Raw genomic sequence first — 20,662 nt, forward strand, 5'->3', positions numbered from 1 at the left:
TTTTACTCCGTCTTCCAGCCGAAGTACCGGCTGGATAATTTATATGTGCAAGTGGATTGGGTCTTATGTTGAAGGCAGCAAGTTCTGTCTGAATTCGCCCAATAAATCACTAACAAATTGAATTCGTTTCCGTCTGTCGACCAATGGTATCGTAAACTTGAACTTAGTTGGTCCTTCCATTGAAAACTTTTGCGGTTGAGATTGCAACATTTTAACAAGGTAGGCCGGGTTTATGTCAGCATCCGGGTAGAATTCTAAGAATCCGCCCTTATCGTGAGCCTCAATTTTCTTTGCTTTAATTGACGCAGCCGCTAACTTAAGCTCAGAAACTGACAATAAGTTCTTGGTGGCATCTGGAAGAATACCGAAGCGATCGATCAACTCAACTTTAAGCTCAGCCAACTCATCGGTATCACTCACGCTCGCAATACGTTTGTAGGTCGATAGACGCGTGTTGATGTCTGGAATATAGTCATCTGGCAATAGAGCAGGCAAGCGCATTTCAATCTCAGTTTGCTCACGCAATAGGTCATCAAGTGAAGGCTCGCGACCTTCTTTCAATGCCTCTACTGCTTGCTCAAGCATCTCCATGTACAATGTAAAGCCAACCGACTGAATCTGACCACTCTGCTCATCACCCAATAGCTCACCTGCACCACGAATCTCTAAATCGTGAGTTGCTAAGGTGAAGCCCGCGCCCAAGTCTTCAAGTGAAGCAATCGCGTCTAGTCGCTTAATCGCATCTTTGGTCATTGCTTTCGGATGTGGCGTTAGTAAGTAAGCATAAGCTTGGTGGTGAGAACGACCCACACGACCACGCAATTGATGCAACTGTGCCAAACCAAGGTGATCGGCTCTGTCCATCAATATGGTATTTGCTGTCGGAACATCAATACCGGTTTCGATGATGGTTGTACACACCAGAAGATTGAAGCGCTGATGGTAAAAGTCATTCATGATGCGCTCTAGTTCGCGTTCACGCATCTGGCCATGAGCCACGGTGACTCTCGCTTCTGGAATCAGTTTTTGCAGTGACTCAGCCGTCTTTTCAATCGTGTCGACTTGGTTATGCAGGAAGTAAACTTGACCACCACGCATGATTTCACGAAGTACCGCTTCTCTTACGATGGCATCATCACTCTCGCGGACGAAGGTTTTTATCGCCAAGCGTCGTGCTGGCGGTGTTGCGATGATTGACAAGTCGCGCATACCGCTCATTGCCATGTTCAATGTCCGTGGAATTGGCGTTGCGGTGAGGGTTAGGATGTCAACATCGGCACGCATCGCTTTCACTTTCTCTTTCTGACGTACGCCAAAGCGGTGTTCTTCATCGACAACCAGTAAACCAAGGTCTTTGAATTTAATATCGCTCGACAGTAGCTTGTGAGTGCCAACCAAGATATCAACCTTACCGTCGGCGACATCTTGCATGATCAATTTCTGTTCTTTCGCTGACTTAAATCGAGACAGTACTTCGACACGTATCGGTTGGTTCGCGAAACGGTCGCGGAAATTTTCAAAGTGTTGCTGAGCAAGTAGTGTTGTCGGTACCAATACAGCGACTTGTTTGCTGTTATCGGTACACACGAATGCCGCGCGCATCGCCACTTCTGTTTTACCAAAACCAACATCACCACAAACCAAGCGATCCATGGCTTTTGCTTGGCACATGTCAGACATAACCGCATTGATTGCCATCGCTTGGTCGTCGGTTTCTTCAAACGGGAAGCCAGATTTGAAGGTTGCGTATTGACCGCGATCCAATACAAATTTGTAGCCCGGTTTCAACTCACGCTTGGCGTAAACATCAAGTAGTTCTGCTGCAACGTCACGGACTTTCTCTGCGGCGCGTTTACGAGCTTTTTGCCACGCTTCGCCACCGAGTTTATGTAGCGGTGCAGAATCTTCAGCGCCACCAGAGTAGCGCCCAATTAAGTTCAAAGACGCAACAGGCACATATAACTTGGCATCGTTTTGATACTCAAGGGTCACGTATTCGGTTTTCATGCCGCCGGCTTCAAGTGTTTGCAGGCCGATGTAGCGACCAATGCCGTGGTCAATGTGAACAACAGGCTGACCCGGTTTAAGTTCCGCTAAGTGACGGATTACGGTGTCGCTGTTTACGCTTTTCTGATCTTTCTTACGACGCTGTATAACGCGATCGCCAAGTAAGTCGCTTTCACAGATAAGCGCGATGTTTTGCTCTTCATGGATAAACCCGTGTTCAGCTGAACCTAATATAAGACTGAATTTGTCTTTGGCTTTAATCGCTGCATCGAGGTTTTCGACTTCGCTTGGCCGTACTTTAATGCCACGAAGTAATTCACTAAGCGCTTCACGACGACCTTCAGATTCAACCGAAAAGACCACTTTGCCTTCAAAGACTTCGGTGAACTTCCTGAGGTTAGATAAAGGTTCTTTATTTTGATGTTGAACGCTGAGGTCTGGCAGTGGCACGACCGGCAAATTGGTGCGGCCGGCTTTCTCGTCAATCGGCTCTAAGCTCAGGTTGACTTGTGGCTTCTGTTTGAAGTGTGCGAACAGTTCGTCTTTCTTCAACCAAAGCTGTTCTGGTGTCAGTAATGGTCGAAGTGGATCAACACCGCGTTGCTCGTATCGGTGAGCAACATCTGTGAGGAAAGTGTCGACAGCTGCTTCTACGTCACCAAGTACCAAGAGTTGCGCTTCATCGGCAATGTAATCGAACAAGGTTTCGGTGTGGTCAAAAAACAGCGGTTGCCAATATTCAATACCAGCAGGCCATGTGCCTTTAGATACTTGCATATAAACCGATTCCGGTTCACGGCGCGCATCAAATTGTTGGCGCCAACGAATGCGGAAATCTTCAATCGCCGTTTCTGAAGTTGGGAATTCATGAGCAGGTAACAGGCGAATCTCAGAGATGTCTTCGATAGAGCGTTGATTCTCGGGATCGAAAGTACGAATGGTATCGATCTCATCATCGAAGAAGTCGATACGGTACGGATCTTTACTGCCCATCGGGAACAGATCGAGAATAGAACCACGGCTTGCGTATTCACCTGGCCCGAATACTTGGTCAACATAGCGATAGCCGGACTTTTCAAGCTGCAGGCGCAGTTTCTCTAGTGAATAGAGGTCGCCTGTTTTGACCATTAGGGTGTGTTGCAGCAAAAAGTCACGCGGTGATTGACGTTGCAATAGCGTGCTGATCGGCACGATCGTAATACCATCTTTTAGCGTCGGTAAGGCATAAAGGCGTGCGATACGATCTGAAATGATCTCTTGGTGCGGTGAGAAGCTGTCGTATGGCAGTGTTTCCCAATCAGGAAATAGTGCGACTTCATGCGCTGTAAATTGTTCTATTTCAGACTGTAGCTTAAGTGCGACTTGTGGGTCTGGCACTGCAAGTACAGTATGGCTGTTGTGTTGCTCTGCGAGTTTAGCGATGGCTAGAGCGAGAGAGGAACCGACTAGGTTACCGATGTGCTTCTTGTCACCGGCTCCTTTGAGTGTAGGTAGTGTAAAAATAGATTGTTTGGTCATGTTAATTTACTTGTTATCTCGTTCTAGAGAGCGTTGACGTAAGAGCTTCTGTTGTTGATGAAGTGCAGCCTTGATCAGTAAGTCTTGGTCAGTATCGCGAAGATGAGCATATTTAAATTTGATTTCGAAGCCTGAATCTTTAGGTTCGCTGGCGAAGACTTCCGCGTAGCAATAAATAGCGGCGGCAGGGTGCTCGATAAATAGCTTAGCTTTAACTAAGCGACCTGCTTCGATATCTGTTTTGGAAAAACAAGAGAACTGACTCGCACCAAAAGAGTAGGTGTGTGTACGAAATTTCTCATCATCTTGCTGCGATAGCATAAAGCTCAACAAGAGGTTTAATTTAGAGTTTTGTGCATCCAATAAACTGGTGACATTCTTCAAGTCGCTGTTTTTCAGTTCTGCGCGAGCACTGTCGGCTAACAGGTCCAATTGGCTAAATTCACTCGCCACAACAAAAGGGGCAGGGATCTCGGATTCGAACTGAATTTGAGAGGGTAAAGTGAAGTTACTTTCCATTGGTTCTATATTAGCGGTAAGGCTGTGGTGAACGGTGAAAAACTCTTGTTCTGTCATGCGTTAGTTCCTTGAAGTGATCTATTGATTATCGCTATGTGGCCGCAGTAATCAAGGTCAGTTAATTGAAAGTCTTAAATAGTTGTTTGAAATATCACTATTTGACAAGGTTCTGTTTTTCAAGCCTAACTAATTGAGTTAATTCACTCTATATTTTCAATTACCCCCTACACAGTAACAGTAATACCCGTTACATTAACCCGCATCCCTTTTTGATGGTTCAAAGTATGTTTCATCCTATTTCAATGTTTGTTGGCCTGCGTTATTTAAAAGGCCGTTCAGGTGATCGCTTTAGCCGTTTTGTTTCTTATATGTCGACGGCGGGTATTACCATTGGTGTGCTGTCTTTGATTACTGTGTTATCGGTAATGAATGGATTCGAAGCGCAGTTAAAAGACCGAATTCTTGGCGTGCTCCCTCAAGCCGTCGTTTATGAGCAAGGAGGCACAACGTCACTTGCTGCTCAAGCCCCTAGCTTTGCAGAGCAAATGTCGCTCAATGGTCACGTTGAACCGATTGTTCGTAGTGAAGCGGTGATACAAAGCCCTGCTCAATTATCTGCGGGTCTGTTAATTGGCATTGAACCTAATTCAGATGACCCTCTTCAGAATCACTTGATTGCCGGTAGATTGTCTTCACTCCAAGCTGGGCAGTATCAGCTGTTCCTTGGTCATACTTTGGCGAGAAACTTGAAAGTCTCGATGGGCGATAAAGTTCGCTTAATGGTCACGAGTGCTAGTCAATACACGCCGTTAGGGCGTATTCCAAGCCAACGAAATTTCACGGTAGCTGGTATCTTTAATACGGGTTCGGATATTGATGCTCAGCTCATGGTCAGTAACATTCAAGATGCAGGTCGTTTGATGCGTTATAAGTCTGACACGATTTCAGGTTGGCGACTGTTTTTTGATGACCCGTTTGAAGTGGCAGAACTATCAAACCAATCGCTACCTGAAGGCTGGTTGTGGAGTGACTGGCGTGACCAACGTGGCGAACTATTCCAAGCCGTGAGAATGGAAAAGAACATGATGGGCTTGATGCTTGGGCTGATCATTGGTGTTGCTGCATTTAATATTATCTCTGCGCTGATTATGGTGGTGATGGAGAAGCAATCTGAAGTTGCTATTCTTAAGACCCAAGGAATGACCGACGGTCAAGTGATGGGGACATTCATGGTTCAAGGTGCAAGTAGTGGAGTGATTGGTGCGTTATCGGGGGGCGTGTTAGGTGTTGTATTAGCAATGAACCTCAATACTCTTTTAAAAGCGCTCGGTGTCGCTCTGTTCTCATTTGGTGGCCAGCTGCCAGTCATGATTGATCCAATTCAAATCGCCGTTGTTGTGGTATTGGCTATTGCACTTAGCCTAATTGCTACGGTTTTCCCTTCTTATCGTGCATCGTCTGTAAAACCTGCTGAGGCCCTTCGTTATGAGTAATTTTCTTCAATGTAATGATATCCGTAAAACGTACCGCGAAGGCTTGTTAGATACAGAGGTACTCAAGGGAGTGAGCTTCGAAATCGAAAAAGGAGAGCTGGTTTCTATTATCGGTACCTCTGGCTCAGGTAAGAGTACCTTGCTGCATATCCTAGGTGCGTTAGATGATGCTTCAGCTGGTAGTGTGAGCTTTCTAGGTCAGGACTTGTCGTCTTTGAGTTCGAATAAGCAAGCAAAACTTCGTAATCAACATCTTGGTTTTGTGTATCAATTCCATCATCTTCTTTCTGATTTTTCTGCGTTAGAAAATGTAGCAATGCCGTTGCTTATTGGTGGCGAGAAACCTGCGAAAGCAAAACAAGAAGCTCAGCTGTTACTTGATAAGGTTGGGTTAAGCCATCGTGTTGATCACCGACCTTCAGAGCTTTCTGGTGGTGAAAGACAGCGTGTGGCAATTGCTCGTGCATTGGTGAATAAACCTGCTTTAGTTTTGGCTGATGAGCCGACAGGTAACCTTGACCACAATACCGCCCTGTCTATTTACGACTTAATGCGTGAGCTCAACTGTGAATACGATACTGCCTTTTTGGTGGTGACTCATGATGGTGAGCTAGCTGGCAAGATGGACCGCCAACTGCACATGCAAGATGGTTTACTGGTTAACGTAGAAACAGAGGAGAGCTAAGTGTTTTCTTCTTTATCTCTATTGATAGGTGGTCGATTTAGCCGAGCTAAACAACGAGACAAGATGGTCTCGTTCATCTCTTTGTCTTCGACGATCGGTATTGCGGTTGGTGTGGCGGTGATCATTATTGGTTTGTCGGCCATGAATGGTTTCGAGCGTGAGCTTGAATCGCGCGTGCTTTCTGTTATTCCACACGGTGAGTTTGAGGGGGTGAATGAACCAGTCACTCGCTGGGAGCATGTGATTACACAGTCTGAGCAACACGACAAGGTTGTGACAGCAGCGCCCTATGTGAAAATTACAGCACTTGCTGAAAAGGGCAAAGAGCTGAAAGCAATTGAAGTGCGCGGTGTTGACCCTAAACGTGAACAAGAAGTATCAAGCCTGTCTAACTTCATCGACAAACACGCTTGGAGTGAATTCAAAGCGGGGCAACAGCAGATCATCTTAGGTTCTGGTGTCGCGAATGTGCTTGGCGCTAAAGTCGGCGATTACCTAACCCTGATGATTCCGACGGTGAACGGTACGGTGAAGGTTCAAGCGCCAAAACGTGTTCGAGTTAAAGTCGTTGGTTTGCTGACTCTTAATGGACAGATAGACCACAGCTTGGCTCTAATCCCGATTGGTGATGCACAAGTTTACGCAAACTTAGGTGAGGCGGTCACTGGAGTTTCATTGAAAGTCACCGATGTTTTGAACGCGAATTCTATTGTCCGTGAGGTTGGTAATCAGCTTGATGTCTATGTATATCTGCGTAGCTGGCAACAGAAATTCGGTTTCTTATATCGTGATATCCAATTGGTGCGTACCATTATGTATCTGGTCATGGTACTGGTTATTGGTGTGGCTTGTTTCAACATTGTTTCGACATTGATGATGTCGGTAAAAGATAGAGCATCAGAGATCGCTATTTTAAGAACCATGGGCGCATCGAACGGTTTGGTGAAACGCATTTTTGTATGGCAGGGTGTGTTTTCTGGTGTATTAGGCAGCTTGGTTGGTAGTGCGGTAGGCGTTTTGGTAGCACTTAACCTAACGACTCTTATTAAAGGGCTTGAAAGGTTACTCGATCATCAGTTTTTGTCTGGTGATATCTACTTCGTCGATTTTTTGCCATCACAACTCAATATGATTGATGTTGTTGTGGTTTCAGGTACTGCAATTACTTTGAGTGTACTTGCTACATGGTACCCAGCATCACGAGCAGCCAAGTTAAATCCGGCCTCGGTGCTTAGTTCTAAATAACGTCCGTTTCTAGTAACAAATAAATCGTCTTGCTCCAGATGCAAAAAAGGATCCCCCGATGGGATCCTTTTTTATTGAATTCAAACTGCATTTCTTACAACTTTCCTTACATGCCAATATTGCAGAGGTTAGTTGTTCATCTGATTTTTGCTTGTATGCGTTTTAAGTAAGGCACATACAAGGTTAGGTTTAATACCTAGCTTTTCGCTTCTTCCAGCTTCTTACTACTGAATAGCGCCATAAGCCACGAATGCCAAAGTAGCCAATCATTGCTGAAACCACGCCACAAATTAGACAACCTAATAGGAATGGAGGTCCTATAGTACTCATTTGCGCCAAAATGAAGTCCCACGACAGTTCGAAATGAAATTCTTGAGGTGGTACATGCATAATAAAAGCCCCTACTTTATAAGCAAAGTAGAAGAGTACAGGCATGGTGACTGGGTTGCTTATCCAAACGAGTGCAACAGCCAATGGCAGATTAACGCCACACGCAATGGCAAGGCCTGCAGACATAATCATTTGACTTGGTAGAGGGACAAACGCCATGAATAACCCAACAGCGAACGCACCAGCCGCAGAGCGACGATTAAGACACCACAAGTTGGGGTTGTACAAAACATTGCCAAAAACTTTCAATGCTTTCTGACGCTTGATGAGCTCATGGTCAGGCATAAATCGTTTGATAAACTTTCTTGGCATAGGAGGAAGCTACTCTCTTGTTTAACACTTGGTTCTTGATTTCATTTGCTGCGACAGCTGTGTCAGCAAGCTTTTGGCCTGTGATGCCACATTGGGTTGGGGCACCATTGATGATGTTATTACTTATAACGTCAACAAAGTATAGCGTTTTCCGGAGTGCAAGAGGTTCAGTAACAGCATTGATACTAGTTATCTGCCTAGGGAATGCGATTGAAATGCAGACAGGTCGATTATTTCAATCAGGACAGAATACTACCATAAATGCTTCGGTTGTTAGCCTTTTTAGTGAAAATAGCCATGGTTTTGAAAGTGTAATAGTAGCTAGATCAATTGGTGGCGAAAAACTAATCTTCCCTCAATTGATAAAATTGAGGTTATTTACACCTTTCAAGTTGACGCTTGGAGATAGTGTCCATTTGTCCGTTTCAATAAAACCGGTGTGGGGCAAACTCAATGAGGCGGGATTTGATTTAGAAAAATATCTGTTTAGCACTGGTATTGTTGCCAATGCAACTTACAGAGCGGGTACCAAATATCGAATCTATTCTAGTACGAATTTACGATCCAAGTGGTTTGAAAATAGCCTTCAAAGGTTAAATCAATTGGAGAATAGAGATCTCATGATGGCTTTAGGTTTTGGTTATCGAGAACTTATCCTCCCTGAACGTTGGGATTTACTGAAAAGCAGTGGGTTGATCCACTTAGTGGCCATTTCAGGACTTCATATTGGCATTGCTTTTGGGATCGGTTATCAACTGGGAAAGCTCGCTAGGTTATTATCACCTCAGCTTCTTTGGTTACCGACGTTACTAGGACTTGGGTTGGCGTATTTCTACAGTTGGTTTGCTGGGTTTACGTTGCCAACGCTGAGGGCTTTGGTGATGTGTGTTGTTGCGAGCTATTTTTTGTGGCGGGGTCAAAATATAGGCGTGATTCGGTATGTTACTTTAAGCTTATGCGTTGTTTTACTTATATGGCCGTTTTCAGTTTTGTCGAGTAGCTTTTGGTTATCCTTTGGCGCACTAGGGGTGGTTCTTTATATTGCTCTAAATAATAATTCATCATCTTCAAATCTTACATTGATGAATCGAGGGTTAACCCTTACTAAGATTCAACTAATGTTGACGATACTGATTGCTCCCCTTTCTATACTGTTCTTTAAAGGAGTCAGTTTAGTCTCTGTTTTTTATAACTTACTCCTTTTGCCGTGGGTTTCGATAGTGACGATCCCATTGCTGTTTTCGGCAATGTTTATCAGCCTATTATCTGAATCAGCACTTTGGGCAAGTAGTATTGCACTGATGGCAAACGTTCTTGCTGATCAACTTTGGACGTTGGTTGACTTGTCGCTTGAGCCTCTGGTTTATAGCCTTCCTTTTTCTAAACGTTTTTGGATTCAAGTTGATGATCACACGATGGCGTTGTCTGTGTTTCTCATTTTATTCTTTGGTTTCATTAACAAGTACCTTAAACAGGCTCTATCGATATTCGTCATTGCGGTGTTTGTGCTGTGGTGGGAGTCGATCAGCCTTAAGCAGGATAGATTAACCATCGACATTTTGGATGTCGGACACGGGTTATCATTGGTTCTGGAAAAGAATAATCAAGTTGTGGTTTACGACCTTGGTAATGTGTGGGCCGGTGGCTCGATTGTCGAATCTTTGCTTATCCCTACATTAAATCGAAGGGGGATTAACGAACTAGATGGGGTGATTGTGAGTCATTTTGATTCTGATCACGCTGGTGGTTATCCGGCGTTACTTGGCTATTACGATCCAAAGTGGATAAGAACTAGTCAAAGCACAAATGCACCAGCGGAATCTAATCTTCGAGCATGTACTATCGGGCAAGTTTGGACTTGGCAAAATGTTGTTTTTGAAGTTCTTTGGCCTCCTGAACGCGTGGAGAGAGCGTATAATCCACATTCTTGTGTGGTAAGAGTATCAGAGCCCAGTTCAGGGTTCTCTATGTTGCTAACTGGTGATATTGAACTCGTCAGTGAGTGGTTACTTTCTCGTGAAGGAGAACGGCTTGAGAGCGATGTGATGCTGGTCCCGCATCATGGTAGCGACACGTCTTCTATTACTCGATTTCTCGAGGCGGTTTCACCTCAAGTGGCAATCGCTTCTTTAGCAAAAGGTAATCAGTGGGGGATGCCAAACTCATCTGTTATTGAACGTTATCGAGATGTGGGCAGTGTTTGGCTTGATACAGGAGAAAGTGGCCAAATAACCATCACTGTCAATCAGGAAGGTTGGAAATATCATACGATTAGAGAACAACAAGGTGGGCAGTGGTATAGGCAGATGCTTCGTAAGGGAGTAGAATAGATAGATTATTGTGAGAAAATTAAGCGATTTTATGTCAACACAAACAGATGAAACCACCTGGGTCACATTTAAAAGACTTTGGACTTATATTCGACTATATAAGGCTGGCCTCGGTGTTGCGGTTATTGCGCTTATTATTAATGCCGTCTCTGATACCTATATGATTTCCTTGCTAAAACCTTTACTTGATGAAGGCTTTGGCAACGCTGAGTCTGATTTTCTACGTACACTTCCTTTCATTGTTTTTGCCATGATGTTTATTCGTGGTGTCAGCGGTTTCGTTTCAACCTATTGCTTGAGCTGGGTTTCTGGCAACGTGGTTATGGAAATTCGTCGTAAAATATTTAGTCACTTCATGCATATGCCAGTTTCTTTCTTCGATAAAGAGCAGACGGGCGCATTGCTATCTCGAATTACTTATGACTCAGAGCAAGTGTCTGCCGCAACGAGTAAGGCTTTAGTTAGTATTGTACGTGAAGGTGCAAGTATTATTGGCTTGTTGACACTGATGTTCTGGAATAGTTGGCAGTTGTCTTTAGTGTTGTTTGCTGTCGCCCCTCTTGTGGCGTGGGCGATTGGCATCGTCTCGAAGCGATTCCGGAAGATTTCGAAAAACATGCAGACCAGCATGGGCCATGTTGCTTCTTCAGCAGAACAAATGCTGAAGGGGCATAAAGTTGTTCTAACATACGGTGGTCAAGATCTAGAAAAGCACCGCTTTGATAAGGTGAGCAACCAGATGCGTCAACAAAGCATGAAGTTGATCACCGCTCAAGCCGCTGCGAACCCGATTATTCAGATGATTGCTTCGGTTGCGATTGTGGTGGTTCTTGTGCTTGCTAGTGTTGATTCGATCAAGGCAGAGCTAACGCCGGGTACCTTCACGGTTGTGTTCTCTGCGATGTTTGGTTTAATGCGTCCACTAAAAGCGCTAACGAACGTAACATCTGAATTCCAACGCGGTATGGCAGCAAGTACCACGTTATTTGGTTTGATGGATCTAGATACTGAGCAAAACACCGGTACGTTGAAGCCTAAAACGGTAACTGGTGAGGTTGCTGTAAAAGATGTGACGTTTACTTATGATGGTGCAGAGAAACCTGCACTTGATAAGGTGAGTTTCAATATTCCGAAAGGTAAGACGGTCGCTCTTGTTGGCCGGTCTGGTTCGGGCAAGAGTACTATCGCTAACCTGTTTACTCGTTTCTATGACGTAGATTCGGGCTCTATCGAGCTTGATGGACACGATATTCGTGATTACGAATTGAGAAACCTACGTGAGCACTTTGCTCTTGTTTCTCAAAATGTTCACCTATTTAACGACACGGTGGCGAACAACATCGCTTATGCGGCAGAAGAGCAATATTCCCGCGAACAGATCGAACACGCCGCTAAGCTTGCTCATGCAAGTGAGTTTATCGAAGGCATGGAAAATGGCATCGATACCGTTGTTGGCGAAAACGGCGCGAGCCTTTCTGGTGGACAAAGACAGCGTATTGCGATTGCCCGTGCTCTATTAAGAGACGCACCTGTGCTGATTCTTGATGAGGCGACTTCTGCATTGGATACTGAATCAGAAAGAGCGATCCAGTCTGCATTGGAAGAGCTACAAAAAGATAAGACTGTATTGGTGATTGCTCACCGTCTATCAACTATCGAGCAAGCCGATGAGATCTTAGTGGTTGATGATGGCCAAATTGTAGAAAGAGGCGCGCACGCAGAACTTATTGAACATGATGGTGCTTACGCGCAGCTGCATCGAATTCAGTTCAGCGGATAAGATTAGGTCGTTGTTGTGATCGAAAAGATTTGGTTTAACAATCATCCGTTGAAATATCTTCTTTGGCCACTGTTGTGGCCATTGAGCCTGCTGTTCAAAATGATCAGTGGTCAACGTCGTGATGCGTACTTATCTGGTAAAAAAGAGACTTATCGACCAGCTCTACCAGTGATTGTTGTTGGTAACATAACCGCTGGCGGTAATGGCAAAACACCTGTTGTGATCTGGCTCGTTGAGATGCTGCAAGCCAATGGCTTTAAACCTGGTGTGGTGTCTCGAGGTTATGGGGCTAAAGCGCCAAACTATCCACTCGTGCTAGATGAAAATACGCCAGCCGAACATTCGGGTGACGAGCCTCGTTTGATCCGCAAGCGAACCGGTTGCCCTGTTGCGGTTGACCCTGTACGTGCAAATGCAGTGAAGGCTTTGCTGAGTGAAGGTGTTAATGTCATTATCACTGATGATGGACTGCAACATTATGCGCTTGAACGCGATATTGAGTTTTCAGTTATTGACGGTGCAAGACGTTTCGGTAATGAGAGCCTAATTCCACTGGGTCCATTGCGAGAGCCAGTATCACGTTTAGATGATGTCGATTTCTTGATTAACAATGGTGGAAAGGCGCAAGGGCGAGAGTTCTCAATGTCTTTGTTGCCTAGTGAAGCGGTTAATCTAAAGACTAGACAGAAAAAGTCAGTAGCAGAATTACCGAAGCTGGTGGCTTTTGCAGGAATAGGCCATCCGCCACGCTTTTTTAAAACATTAGACGAACTTGATGGTGATGTGGTTTTCACTCAAGGCTTCTCCGATCATCAAGATTTTGATAAAGATGAACTTCATACCTTAGCAAAGAAAGGTATGAATATGATTATGACAGAAAAAGACGCTGTAAAATGCGAAGAATATGCTCAAGACAACTGGTGGTATCTTCCAGTTTCTGCGCAGTTTGATGAAGATTCGCAACAGCAAATTTTAAAAAGAATAAAAGAGGTTATGGAATACTATGGATCACCGTCTGCTTGAGATCGTTGCTTGTCCTGTATGTAAAGGTAAACTAACTTTTGACAAAGATAAGCAAGAGCTTATTTGTAAAATTGACCGTCTTGCTTATCCAATCAAAGAGGGAATTCCTGTTCTTCTAGAGCCTGAAGCGCGCACTGTTTCGATGGATGAGGGTAAGTAATGTCTTATACGGTTGTTATACCTGCAAGATACCAATCGAGCCGTCTGCCAGGGAAGCCACTTGCTGACATTGGTGGAAAACCGATGATTCAATGGGTATACGAACAGTCAATGAAGACAGGTGCTGATAACGTTATTATCGCTACTGACGATGCCCGAGTTGAAAAAGCGGTTAAAGCATTTGGTGCCACTGTTTGTATGACATCACCGAATCATGACTCGGGTACAGAGCGTTTAGCTGAAGTGATTGAAGTCATGAAGATTCCTGATGATCATATCATCGTGAATGTTCAAGGTGATGAGCCTCTTATCCCACCTGCAATTATTAATCAGGTTGCAAATAACCTGGCGAATAGCACAGCACCAATGGCAACACTAGGTGTAGAAATTACTCACGCTGATGAAGTATTTAATCCTAACGCTGTAAAAGTGGTGACGGATAAAGACGGTTATGCACTGTATTTTAGTCGTGCGACGATTCCTTGGGATCGCGATGCCTACGCGAACAATGGTACAGCTGCGGAATCTCCTTTACTGCGTCATATCGGTATCTACGCTTACCGTGCGGGCTTTATCAATACTTACATCAATTGGGAACCAAGTACCCTTGAACGTATTGAGTGTCTAGAGCAACTACGAGTACTGTGGTACGGCGAGAAAATTCACGTAGACGTTGCAATGGAAGCGCCTTCTGCAGGGGTGGATACTCTAGAAGACTTAGAAGCGGTTCGCGCTATTATTGGTTAAATTTCTTCGAGCCACTACTTCTTTGCTCTACTAAATGCAAAATCATGAGCCTTGCTTATTGCGAGGCTTTTTTATGCCGATAGAAAATGTGCACGTGTCTACTCGCCTAAGCTGGCGGATATTGAGTCGATTGTATTTGCTAATGCATCATCCACTCTGAATTATATGAGATTTACCTCGCTCGACTTCCAATTTTTCTCTATAATATGCCGCCTATAAAGTAGTAGCGAATCGCTAGTACAGAATAAAATTTACGACAAAACGTGGAGTAAAAGATGCCTTCTCAAAGCCCAGTGATTACGGTTGATGGACCAAGTGGTGCAGGTAAAGGTACCCTGTGTATGTTACTAGCAGATAAGCTAGGCTTTCATCTTCTAGACTCAGGTGCGATCTATCGCGTACTGGCTTTAGCTGCAATTCACCACGGTGTCGATACTGAATCAGAAGAAGCTTTAGTACCGCTTGCAACTCACTTAGATGTGCAGTTTATTGCGGAAGGCGATTTGGTTAAGGTTATCTTAGAAGGTGAAGACGTGTCTGGTGAGCTTCGTAAAGAAGAGACTGGCATGGCGGCTTCAAAAGTGGCTGCTTTACCTCGCGTTCGTGAAGCTTTACTTCGTCGTCAACGCGCATTCAGCTCAGTTCCTGGTCTGGTCGCTGATGGCCGTGACATGGGAACGGTTGTGTTTCCTGAAGCTGAAGCCAAAATATTTTTAGATGCAAGTGCTGAAGAGCGCGCGAGTCGCCGCCTTAAACAGTTGCAACAGAAGGGGTTAGATGTTAAATTTGACGACCTTTTGAGCGAGATCCAAGAGCGAGACGATCGAGATCGTAATCGCCCAGTTGCGCCATTACGCCCAGCTGAGGATGCGCTTGTGCTTGATTCTACCTCGATGAACATCGAGCAAGTAGTAGAAAAAGCGCTACACTATATTGAATCGAAGCTGGCTGGGTAATTTCACCGAGCGAGTAAGAACGTTGGTCGCAAGGATGATGACCGGCGAATTTATCAACCCCATGCGGTAGGATACCCATGGACGTTTAATTATTGAAGATTAAATAATGACTGAATCTTTTGCTCAACTCTTTGAAGAGTTTCTATCTGAAACTGAATTCCAACAAGGCAGCATCGTTAAAGGTACTGTAGTAGCTATCGAGAACGGTTTCGTTCTTGTAGATGCTGGTCTTAAGTCTGAATCTGCTATCCCTGCTGAACAATTCAAGAACGCTGCTGGCGAACTTGAAGTTGAAGTTGGTGCTGAAGTAGACGTAGCTCTAGACGCTGTTGAAGATGGTTTCGGTGAGACTCAACTTTCTCGTGAGAAAGCTAAGCGTCACGAAGCTTGGATCGTACTTGAGAAAGCTTGTGAAGAAGCTGAAACTGTTGTTGGTATCATCAACGGTAAAGTTAAAGGCGGTTTCACTGTTGAACTTAACGGTATCCGTGCTTTCCTTCCTGGTTCTCTAGTAGACGTACGTCCTATCCGTGACACTGCTCACCTAGAAAACAAAGAGCTAGAGTTCAAAGTAATCAAGCTAGACCAGAAGCGTAACAACGTTGTTGTTTCTCGTCGTGCTGTTATCGAATCTGAAAACAGTGTTGAGCGTGACGAACTTCTTGAAACTCTACAGGAAGGTACTGAAGTTAAAGGTATCGTTAAGAACCTTACTGACTACGGTGCATTCGTTGATCTTGGCGGTGTTGACGGTCTTCTACATATCACAGATATGGCTTGGAAGCGTGTTAAGCACCCATCAGAGATCGTTAATGTTGGTGACGAAATCCTAGTTAAAGTTCTTAAGTTCGATCGTGAGCGCACTCGTGTTTCTCTAGGTCTTAAGCAACTAGGCGAAGATCCATGGGTAGCAATCGCTAAGCGTTACCCAGAAGGTCACAAGCTTTCTGGTCGTGTTACAAACCTAACTGACTACGGCTGCTTCGTTGAAATCGAAGAAGGCGTTGAAGGTCTAGTACACGTTTCTGAAATGGATTGGACTAACAAGAACATCCACCCTTCTAAAGTTGTTAATGTTGGCGACGAAGTTGAGGTTATGGTTCTTGATATCGACGAAGAACGTCGTCGTATCTCTCTAGGTCTGAAACAGTGTAAAGCTAACCCATGGCAGTCATTTGCAGAAATGCAAGCTAAGGGCGACAAAGTTACTGGTAAGATCAAGTCTATCACTGACTTTGGTATCTTCATCGGTCTAGAAGGCGGTATCGACGGTCTAGTACACCTATCTGACATTTCTTGGAACGCTGCAGGCGAAGAAGCTGTACGTGAATACAAGAAAGGCGACGAAATCTCTGCTGTTGTTCTAGCAGTAGATGCAGAGCGTGAGCGTATTTCTCTTGGCGTTAAGCAAATGGAAAACGACCCGTTCAACGCATACGTTGCTGACAACAAGAAAGGTGTTCTTGTAAACGGTACTGTAACTGCAGTTGACGCTAAAGGCGCTACTATCGAGCTAATCGAAGGCGTTGAAGGCTACCTACGTGCTTCTGAAGTTTCTCGTGACCGTATCGAAGATGCATCTCTAATCCTAAGCGTTGGCGATAGCGTTGAAGCGAAGTTCACTGGTGTAGACCGTAAGAACCGCGTAATCAACCTATCTATCAAAGCTAAAGATGAAGCTGATGAGCAAGAAGCAATGGCTTCACTGAACAAGTCTGATGAAGGCGCGTTCGGTAACGCAATGGCAGACGCATTCAAAGCTGCTAAAGGCGAATAATAGCTTCTCATTAAGAGAATTATAGCTATATAGCTAAGAAAGGAGCCGTAAGGCTCCTTTTTTTTTGCTTATTTTTCCGATAGGTCTATAATTTCTAAAAAGAAAACCAACGAGGGTAACTATGACTAAGTCTGAATTGATTGAAAGACTGTGCGCTGAGCAAACGCACCTTTCTGCTAAAGAAATTGAAGACGCTGTAAAAGACATTTTAGAGCATATGGCTTCAACATTAGAAAGTGGTGACCGAATCGAAATTCGCGGTTTTGGTAGCTTTTCTCTTCACTACCGTGAACCTCGTGTTGGACGTAATCCAAAGACTGGCGACAAGGTAGAATTGGAAGGTAAATACGTTCCTCACTTTAAACCGGGTAAAGAGCTACGTGAAAGAGTAAATTCAGGATTGTAGTCCATTTATCGGAATTAAGAAAAGCGGCATACTACAATGTATGCCGCTTTTTTATGACCATAATATGGTGGTCTGATTAGCAATTTTCCTGCATAATCGTACAGCTAACCAACCAATGAGTGATGAACTATGAAAATTATAAAAATAGTCGCCGTTATCGCACTTTTCCTAATTGCACTGGCTTTAGGCTCTCAGAACCAAACCACTGTGAACTTCAATTATCTGCTAGCACAAGGTGACTTCCACTTATCCAGCTTATTAGGTGTGGTCTTCGTTTCAGGCTTTGGCCTTGCTTGGTTAGTCTTTGGTAATATGCACATGCGATCTCAGCTGAAAATTCATCGCTTGAAAAAACAGCTTAATAAGCAATCAAAGCAGGTAGCTGCTGCCACTAAAGCTTAAGGCTATATTTGATGTTAGAGTTACTGTTCTTACTTTTACCAATTGCCGCTGCTTATGGTTGGTATATGGGTAATCGTAATGCTCAGCAAGAAAAACAGAAACAATCACACCAGATCTCCCGTCAGTATGTGACGGGTTTGAATCTACTGCTGTCGGACCAATCTGACAAAGCAGTAGATCATTTTATCGAGCTACTTCAAGTAGACAATGAAACCATCGATACGCACTTGGCCTTGGGCAATTTGTTCCGTTCAAGGGGTGAAGTCGACCGTGCTATTCGTATTCACCAAAATCTTATCTCTCGTTCGGGGCTTACTCTCGATCAGAAAAACCTCGCACTACAACAGTTAGCTAAAGACTATATGGTCTCTGGTTTTCTCGACCGCGCCGAGAAGATCTTTGAACAGCTTGTCGAAGAACCCGATCACAAAGAGGGTGCTTTACAGCAGTTGGTTGCTATTTATCAGCAAACACGAGAGTGGCACAAAGCTATCCATTACGGAAATATCTTAGTGAAACTCGGTAAGAAGAAAGTGAAGATGCGTGCGACAGTTGCACATTTTTGGTGTGAGCTTGCGATGCAAGAACAAGCTGATGGTAATCGCGCTAAGGCACTTCAACACTTTAAGAAGGCTTTATCTGAAGACCCTAAATGTGTTCGTGCTAGCATTGCCTTAGGTAAGTTCCATTTAGCAAACGAAGATTATCAAAAGACAATTACTTGTCTGGAGTCGGTTCTCGAGCAAGATATCGACTTTATTAGTGAGGTATTGCCAACCCTTGCAGAGTGTTACCACAAGATCGGACGGGAAGCTCAATTGGTTGAGTTCCTTAAAGCTTGTATTCAGAAGAAAGCCGGAGTATCCGCTGAACTGATGCTTGCTCAGTTGGTTGCTCACCATGAAGATGTCGGGTCAGCCCAAGAACTACTGACTAAGCAACTTGTCAAAAACCCAACAATGAAAGGTTTTTATCGACTAATCGATTACCACCTAGCTGAAGCAGAAGAAGGCCGAGCGAAAGAAAGCTTAACTACTCTACAGTCTATGGTGGGTGAACAATTGAAGCTTAAGCCGCATTATCGTTGCCATCAGTGTGGTTTCTCAACACACTCAATGTATTGGCACTGTCCTTCGTGTAAAGGGTGGGGGACGATCAAGCCTATTCGTGGGCTTGATGGTGAATAGATTTGTGGTCATTTTAAGACCAAATTTTTAATTGCAGCTTTCGGGCTGCATTTTTATGACTGTTATTTATCACCCGCTATGTGTAGGTGAGTAGATATTTTGTAGAAAGTTAACTGCGTTAGGAGATGAAATGAACGACCAAAAAATCATTGTAGCCTTGGATTATGACAACCAAGCGGATGCGTTAGCCTTTGTTGATCGTATTGACCCAGCATCTTGCCGCTTAAAAGTCGGCAAAGAGATGTTTACCTTGTTTGGCCCTGAGTTTGTTCGTGAATTACATAAGCGTGGTTTCTCAGTATTCTTAGACCTTAAATTCCACGACATCCCTAACACATGTTCAAAAGCAGTGCGTGCTGCCGCTGAATTAGGCGTTTGGATGGTGAATGTACACGCCAGTGGCGGTGAGCGTATGATGACGGCTTCGCGTGAAATCTTAGAACCATATGGTAAAGATCGTCCGTTGTTAATCGGTGTGACGGTACTAACCAGCATGGAGCAGTCTGATCTAGCGGGTATCGGTTTAGACCTAGAACCACAACAGCAAGTAATGCGATTGGCTTCTCTTACTAAAAACTCTGGCCTAGACGGTGTTGTATGTTCAGCACAAGAGGCTTCTTTACTGAAAGGCGCTCTTGGTCAGGAGTTTAAGCTAGTGACTCCTGGTATTCGTCCTGTAGGTGCTGATGTTGGTGACCAGAAGCGTATCATGACGCCGTCTAAAGCGATTGAGTCGGGGTCTGACTATCTTGTTATCGGCCGCCCAATTACGCAAGCTGTAGACCCTGCAGCGGTTCTTGCTGAGATCAACGGCACGCTTGTGTAAGTTTATCTGTAGATAGCGATGCAAAATAAGAAGGCCAGCAATTTGCTGGCCTTCTTATTTATTGATGAGACATAAATTGGTTTGGATTTACTATGCTGAGCTTAAACTGGAGTACCGCTATGGAATTTAAAATCACTGTCTTCTGAAGTTATTAAGTCAGCTTCTACTTGCGCAAAGTGAGCAATACGCTCGGAGATATCTTTGCCTGCGATCTGCTCTGCTAACTCAAGGTAATCTTGATAGTGACGCGCTTCTGAGCGAAGTAGAGACACGTAAAACTTCTCCATGTCTTCTTCTAAGAAAGGAGCAAGTTTCGCGAAGCGTTCACAAGAACGAGCTTCAATGAAGGCGCCGATTATAAGTTTATCGACCAGAGCATCTGGCTCGTAAGTTTTTACTTGTTTGATTAAACCTTTAGCATAGCGACCCGCCTCTATCGGTTGGTACGTGACGCCTTTCTTTTCCATCAATTCTAGTACTTGGTATAAGTGATGCAGCTCTTCTTTGATCAGTAACACCATTTTCTCGATCAGGTCTGCACCATAATTGCAGCCATCTTTCGCTGTGATTTGTTTTGATACGTTGCTTTTACCACGAAGTGACTCTAGATCTCCGATACGACGATAAGCAAACTGCTCGTATGGCAGGATCCACTCATTCAGTTGTTTTGCACTCTCTTTATCAACCGCGTACTTACGGATAAGGAACAGAGCGCTCTGAGCCGCTTTAAGCTCACAAAGCATGTGATCACGTAGAATGATGTGCAGGTTTTCTGGCTTTTTGGCTTCATCGATCCATGAATCTGGCGTTTCAGCTTTAAGAAAGGAGTGAATTGGATCTAATAATTCTTGATACATGTTCGGGGCAAGTTTGTTGATAATGCGGGATTTTATCACAGCT

Annotated in this window: 18 protein-coding genes; 14 read left to right on the forward strand and 4 right to left on the reverse strand. The window is 44.3% G+C overall.

Going from position 1 to position 20,662, the window contains the following annotated elements:
- Nucleotides 1-63: 63 nt before the first annotated feature.
- Together mfd and OCT63_RS12505 are read right to left on the reverse strand one after the other, a co-directional pair.
- Complete coding sequence (mfd, locus tag OCT63_RS12500; protein ID WP_161686177.1) at nt 64-3,525, reverse strand: transcription-repair coupling factor; 3,462 nt, start codon at nt 3,523-3,525, stop codon at nt 64-66.
- Nucleotides 3,526-3,531: 6 nt separating this feature from the next.
- On the reverse strand, nt 3,532-4,101 hold the full coding sequence (locus OCT63_RS12505) for a hypothetical protein (RefSeq protein ID WP_060468059.1): 570 nt from the start codon (nt 4,099-4,101) through the stop codon (nt 3,532-3,534).
- Between the two features lie 227 nt (nt 4,102-4,328).
- Between OCT63_RS12505 and lolC the strand changes: the two genes are divergently transcribed.
- The 3 genes from lolC to lolE are packed head-to-tail and all read left to right on the forward strand — an operon-like array spanning nt 4,329 to nt 7,467.
- The gene (gene lolC, locus OCT63_RS12510) at nt 4,329-5,537 is read left to right on the forward strand and encodes a lipoprotein-releasing ABC transporter permease subunit LolC (RefSeq protein WP_161679126.1); all 1,209 of its coding nucleotides are present in this window, start codon (nt 4,329-4,331) and stop codon (nt 5,535-5,537) included.
- Nucleotides 5,530-6,222 (forward strand): lipoprotein-releasing ABC transporter ATP-binding protein LolD, encoded by a 693-nt coding sequence (gene lolD / locus OCT63_RS12515; protein WP_269983834.1) that lies wholly within the window; start codon nt 5,530-5,532, stop codon nt 6,220-6,222. The genes lolC and lolD overlap by 8 nt, the downstream gene beginning before the upstream one ends.
- A complete protein-coding gene (gene lolE / locus OCT63_RS12520; protein ID WP_269983835.1) occupies nt 6,223-7,467 on the forward strand; it encodes a lipoprotein-releasing ABC transporter permease subunit LolE in 1,245 nt (414 codons plus the stop codon).
- A 189-nt stretch (nt 7,468-7,656) separates the two neighbouring features.
- Here lolE and OCT63_RS12525 read toward each other — a convergent pair whose 3' ends face one another.
- Nucleotides 7,657-8,169 carry a DUF2062 domain-containing protein gene (locus OCT63_RS12525; protein ID WP_060468055.1) on the reverse strand — a complete coding sequence of 171 codons (513 nt, stop codon included), beginning with the start codon at nt 8,167-8,169 and terminating at the stop codon, nt 7,657-7,659.
- A gap of 215 nt (nt 8,170-8,384) precedes the next feature.
- On the opposite strand from OCT63_RS12525, the gene OCT63_RS12530 reads away from it, so the two are divergent.
- From OCT63_RS12530 to pyrF, 11 genes are all read left to right on the forward strand, one after another.
- A complete protein-coding gene (locus OCT63_RS12530) occupies nt 8,385-10,499 on the forward strand; it encodes a DNA internalization-related competence protein ComEC/Rec2 (protein ID WP_269983852.1) in 2,115 nt (704 codons plus the stop codon).
- Nucleotides 10,500-10,530: 31 nt separating this feature from the next.
- Nucleotides 10,531-12,279 (forward strand): lipid A ABC transporter ATP-binding protein/permease MsbA, encoded by a 1,749-nt coding sequence (gene msbA, locus OCT63_RS12535; RefSeq protein WP_161673438.1) that lies wholly within the window; start codon nt 10,531-10,533, stop codon nt 12,277-12,279.
- A 15-nt stretch (nt 12,280-12,294) separates the two neighbouring features.
- The gene (gene lpxK / locus OCT63_RS12540) at nt 12,295-13,302 is read left to right on the forward strand and encodes a tetraacyldisaccharide 4'-kinase (protein WP_161673436.1); all 1,008 of its coding nucleotides are present in this window, start codon (nt 12,295-12,297) and stop codon (nt 13,300-13,302) included.
- Nucleotides 13,283-13,462 (forward strand): Trm112 family protein, encoded by a 180-nt coding sequence (locus tag OCT63_RS12545; protein WP_086712203.1) that lies wholly within the window; start codon nt 13,283-13,285, stop codon nt 13,460-13,462. The genes lpxK and OCT63_RS12545 overlap by 20 nt, the downstream gene beginning before the upstream one ends.
- On the forward strand, nt 13,462-14,208 hold the full coding sequence (gene kdsB, locus OCT63_RS12550; RefSeq protein ID WP_269983836.1) for a 3-deoxy-manno-octulosonate cytidylyltransferase: 747 nt from the start codon (nt 13,462-13,464) through the stop codon (nt 14,206-14,208). The genes OCT63_RS12545 and kdsB overlap by 1 nt, the downstream gene beginning before the upstream one ends.
- Nucleotides 14,209-14,483: 275 nt before the next feature.
- Nucleotides 14,484-15,164, forward strand: a complete 681-nt coding sequence (gene cmk, locus OCT63_RS12555; RefSeq protein ID WP_161686166.1) for a (d)CMP kinase — start codon at nt 14,484-14,486, stop codon at nt 15,162-15,164.
- A 106-nt stretch (nt 15,165-15,270) separates the two neighbouring features.
- Nucleotides 15,271-16,941 carry a 30S ribosomal protein S1 gene (rpsA, locus tag OCT63_RS12560; protein WP_017057038.1) on the forward strand — a complete coding sequence of 557 codons (1,671 nt, stop codon included), beginning with the start codon at nt 15,271-15,273 and terminating at the stop codon, nt 16,939-16,941.
- A 121-nt stretch (nt 16,942-17,062) separates the two neighbouring features.
- On the forward strand, nt 17,063-17,347 hold the full coding sequence (gene ihfB / locus OCT63_RS12565; protein ID WP_010439923.1) for an integration host factor subunit beta: 285 nt from the start codon (nt 17,063-17,065) through the stop codon (nt 17,345-17,347).
- Nucleotides 17,348-17,476: 129 nt separating this feature from the next.
- Nucleotides 17,477-17,749, forward strand: coding sequence for a LapA family protein (locus tag OCT63_RS12570; RefSeq protein WP_017057039.1), 273 nt, complete (start codon nt 17,477-17,479; stop codon nt 17,747-17,749).
- An 11-nt stretch (nt 17,750-17,760) separates the two neighbouring features.
- Nucleotides 17,761-18,936 carry a lipopolysaccharide assembly protein LapB gene (gene lapB / locus OCT63_RS12575; protein ID WP_161686164.1) on the forward strand — a complete coding sequence of 392 codons (1,176 nt, stop codon included), beginning with the start codon at nt 17,761-17,763 and terminating at the stop codon, nt 18,934-18,936.
- A gap of 130 nt (nt 18,937-19,066) precedes the next feature.
- On the forward strand, nt 19,067-19,762 hold the full coding sequence (pyrF, locus tag OCT63_RS12580; protein ID WP_161673434.1) for an orotidine-5'-phosphate decarboxylase: 696 nt from the start codon (nt 19,067-19,069) through the stop codon (nt 19,760-19,762).
- 101 nt (nt 19,763-19,863) lie between these two features.
- Here pyrF and miaE read toward each other — a convergent pair whose 3' ends face one another.
- Nucleotides 19,864-20,658: a tRNA isopentenyl-2-thiomethyl-A-37 hydroxylase MiaE gene (gene miaE, locus OCT63_RS12585; RefSeq protein ID WP_269983837.1), complete on the reverse strand. Its 795-nt coding sequence runs from the start codon at nt 20,656-20,658 to the stop codon at nt 19,864-19,866.
- Nucleotides 20,659-20,662 lie beyond the last annotated feature (4 nt).

Origin of the sequence: Vibrio sp. RW, assembly GCF_027587105.1 — a bacterium.
Taxonomy (GTDB): Bacteria; Pseudomonadota; Gammaproteobacteria; order Enterobacterales; family Vibrionaceae; genus Vibrio; species Vibrio toranzoniae.

Coding starts and splice junctions, on each gene's coding strand:
- mfd (WP_161686177.1), bottom strand. CDS start 3,525: ATGACCAAACAATCTATTTTTACACTACCTACACTCAAAGGAGCCGGT.
- OCT63_RS12505 (WP_060468059.1), bottom strand. CDS start 4,101: ATGACAGAACAAGAGTTTTTCACCGTTCACCACAGCCTTACCGCTAAT.
- lolC (WP_161679126.1), top strand. CDS start 4,329: ATGTTTCATCCTATTTCAATGTTTGTTGGCCTGCGTTATTTAAAAGGC.
- lolD (WP_269983834.1), top strand. CDS start 5,530: ATGAGTAATTTTCTTCAATGTAATGATATCCGTAAAACGTACCGCGAA.
- OCT63_RS12525 (WP_060468055.1), bottom strand. CDS start 8,169: ATGCCAAGAAAGTTTATCAAACGATTTATGCCTGACCATGAGCTCATC.
- OCT63_RS12530 (WP_269983852.1), top strand. CDS start 8,385: ATGCAGACAGGTCGATTATTTCAATCAGGACAGAATACTACCATAAAT.
- msbA (WP_161673438.1), top strand. CDS start 10,531: ATGTCAACACAAACAGATGAAACCACCTGGGTCACATTTAAAAGACTT.
- OCT63_RS12545 (WP_086712203.1), top strand. CDS start 13,283: ATGGATCACCGTCTGCTTGAGATCGTTGCTTGTCCTGTATGTAAAGGT.
- kdsB (WP_269983836.1), top strand. CDS start 13,462: ATGTCTTATACGGTTGTTATACCTGCAAGATACCAATCGAGCCGTCTG.
- cmk (WP_161686166.1), top strand. CDS start 14,484: ATGCCTTCTCAAAGCCCAGTGATTACGGTTGATGGACCAAGTGGTGCA.
- rpsA (WP_017057038.1), top strand. CDS start 15,271: ATGACTGAATCTTTTGCTCAACTCTTTGAAGAGTTTCTATCTGAAACT.
- ihfB (WP_010439923.1), top strand. CDS start 17,063: ATGACTAAGTCTGAATTGATTGAAAGACTGTGCGCTGAGCAAACGCAC.
- OCT63_RS12570 (WP_017057039.1), top strand. CDS start 17,477: ATGAAAATTATAAAAATAGTCGCCGTTATCGCACTTTTCCTAATTGCA.
- lapB (WP_161686164.1), top strand. CDS start 17,761: ATGTTAGAGTTACTGTTCTTACTTTTACCAATTGCCGCTGCTTATGGT.
- pyrF (WP_161673434.1), top strand. CDS start 19,067: ATGAACGACCAAAAAATCATTGTAGCCTTGGATTATGACAACCAAGCG.